This window comes from Gluconobacter kanchanaburiensis NBRC 103587, from assembly GCF_007988905.1.
Taxonomy (GTDB): Bacteria; Pseudomonadota; Alphaproteobacteria; order Acetobacterales; family Acetobacteraceae; genus Gluconobacter; species Gluconobacter kanchanaburiensis.
This window is the reverse complement of record NZ_BJVA01000038.1, coordinates 1-2,189: the sequence shown is the minus strand read 5'-3', so window position 1 is coordinate 2,189 and position 2,189 is coordinate 1. Positions and strand designations below refer to the sequence as shown.

Genomic DNA, 2,189 nt, shown 5'->3' with positions numbered 1-2,189 from the left:
CCGCGCTGTAACCATCATCTTCTGGCTATGAGTCCTGAGCCAAGCCATCCCGAAGCGGTTCACCGTTCTTTCACGCCTCTCCGAGCGTATTGTTTGGGCGGGACGGCAGCACATGCGCCAAGTAGCAAGAAAGTTTCTGCGCCAGTCCGTCAGACGGGAGAATTCCGGCGATGTAACCGTCCGGACGCACAAGCACCCACTGACCGGATCCGATACCGTAAGCTTCGGCGATATCACCATCTTCGTCGACGAGTTCATGCCCCGCACCGACGGTGACGATGCGCACACCCGCGATGGCCGACGGCCGGTCGTGCGGCTGGTAGCCTAACAGGGTCCAGTGAGGCCCTTGAAAAACCGTAAACAGCCGTGTGCGCTGGCCGGCCTGTCCGCGACAGGGCGCATCAGGGGCACGATCGCCGGCCTGCACTTTTTTCCCCGCAGAACCGGGCACGTTCAACGATGAGCCGCGATAGCCAAGGTCGAGTTGACGCGCTTCGCGATCGCGCCGCATGATGCCCTGCTTGACTTCTTCGAGCAGACGCATTGAGAGACGAAGCATATTCAATGCGATCGGTCGACGTTCCGCCTCGTAACTGTCGAGTAGCGCCTCTGGAGCGCCCGTAAGTACGGACGCCAGCTTCCAGCCAAGATTATAGGCGTCCTGAACGCTGGTATTAAGACCTTGAGCGCCAGTTGGCGGATGAACATGCGCGGCATCCCCCGCAAGGAAGACGCGCTCGATCCGATAGCGATCGGCCAGACGCGCACTCATCGTATAAACCGAGGACCAGGACACCGAACGGACCGCAATGTCCCTTCTGCCGCTTCGATCCCCAATGAGCCCGGTTAGCCCGTCTAGAGACAAATCGATCTCTCCGTCCAGCCTCACGGGTGCATGAACCTGAAACAGGTCCGTTCCTGGCAGTGGACAGATAACGAGTTGTGTCGCAGGGGAACCGAACTGGAAACGATGCCAGACGGACCGGTCCAATCCCTCCAGCCGCACATCGGCAACGACCGCACGCACGCCCAGTGCTTCTCCCGGAAAATCGATCGCCAATGCATGACGGACAAAGCTGCGGCCGCCATCGGTTCCGACCAGGAACCGAGCGCGGATAACCTGCTCGCCGCCTTTTTGTTCTATTCTTGCCGTAACGCCGTGGGCGTCCTGTTCAAATCCTGTCAGCCGTGTCCCAAAATGTGGATGATGGCCCAGCTCGGAAAGCCGTTCCCGCATGACGGCTTCAGTGGCGAACTGCGGCAGCATCAGTGGCGCAGCATAGGGCTCGGCAGCTGTTGGAGAAACGTCCGCTTCCGTCAGAAGCGACATTTTATGGGTTCCATCAGCGCGATACTGACAGAGCGGCGGATAGGGTCCGCCTGACGCAGCCATACGATCGACAATTCCGAGATCTTCGAAGATCTCCATCGTCCGGGGCTGGATACCCTTGCCGCGCGACCCGCTGAACGGCTGAGTATTCTGCTCGATCAGTCGGAACGAAATTCCACGTCGGGCAAGGTCGATGGCAAGTGTCAGGCCTGCGGCCCCCGCACCCGAGATCAGGACGTCTGTATCGAAAGACACTGGCAGCTCCGCGAATCAATGTGTAATATTCACATATATAGGCTTCGCATCGAGGGCAATTAAAAACGTGAATAATGCACACGATTCTGAAATCCTGCGGGGACTTCATGCCGCGATCATCGATCTGGTCGATGAAATCAACCGGCCCCGTCGGGATGATCGCCTGATCGAAGAAGCCGGTATTCCGCTGGATCGGGCCCTGTTTCCGCTACTGGCGCGTGTATGGCGTTACGGTCCCATCGGAGTGGTCGACCTTGCGGACCGTACTGGGCGTGATCATACGACGATCAGTCGACAGATGGGCAAACTTGAAGAACTCAGCCTCATCACGCGCCAGCCGTCTGCCACGGACAGACGTGTTCGCGAAGCGACGGTAACTGGCAAGGGGCAGGAAATGGTCAACCTGCTGAATGCGGCACGTGAGAGGTTAGCGAACCGCATTCTCGTTAATTGGACCAACCAAGACCTCGATCAATTAAGAATACTTTTACGTCGCTTTGCTGACGATTTGATGGAATGGGAAATTAAGTAAAAACCTATCACCAGTATCAAACCAATTACGTCATGCGAATGATAGAAGCTCTGACTTCTAAGCTCAGGCCCC

At 57.5% G+C, this 2,189-nt stretch carries 2 protein-coding genes; one reads left to right on the top strand and one right to left on the bottom strand.

Translation table 11 applies throughout. From position 1 onward, the window contains the following. Positions 1 to 70: 70 nt before the first annotated feature. Positions 71 to 1,585 carry an FAD-dependent oxidoreductase gene (locus GKA01_RS13495; protein WP_146864150.1) on the bottom strand — a complete coding sequence of 505 codons (1,515 nt, stop codon included), beginning with the start codon at positions 1,583 to 1,585 and terminating at the stop codon, positions 71 to 73. 67 nt (positions 1,586 to 1,652) lie between these two features. On the opposite strand from GKA01_RS13495, the gene GKA01_RS13490 reads away from it, so the two are divergent. Beyond that, on the top strand, positions 1,653 to 2,117 hold the full coding sequence (locus tag GKA01_RS13490; RefSeq protein ID WP_244289222.1) for a MarR family winged helix-turn-helix transcriptional regulator: 465 nt from the start codon (positions 1,653 to 1,655) through the stop codon (positions 2,115 to 2,117). Positions 2,118 to 2,189: the final 72 nt, after the last annotated feature.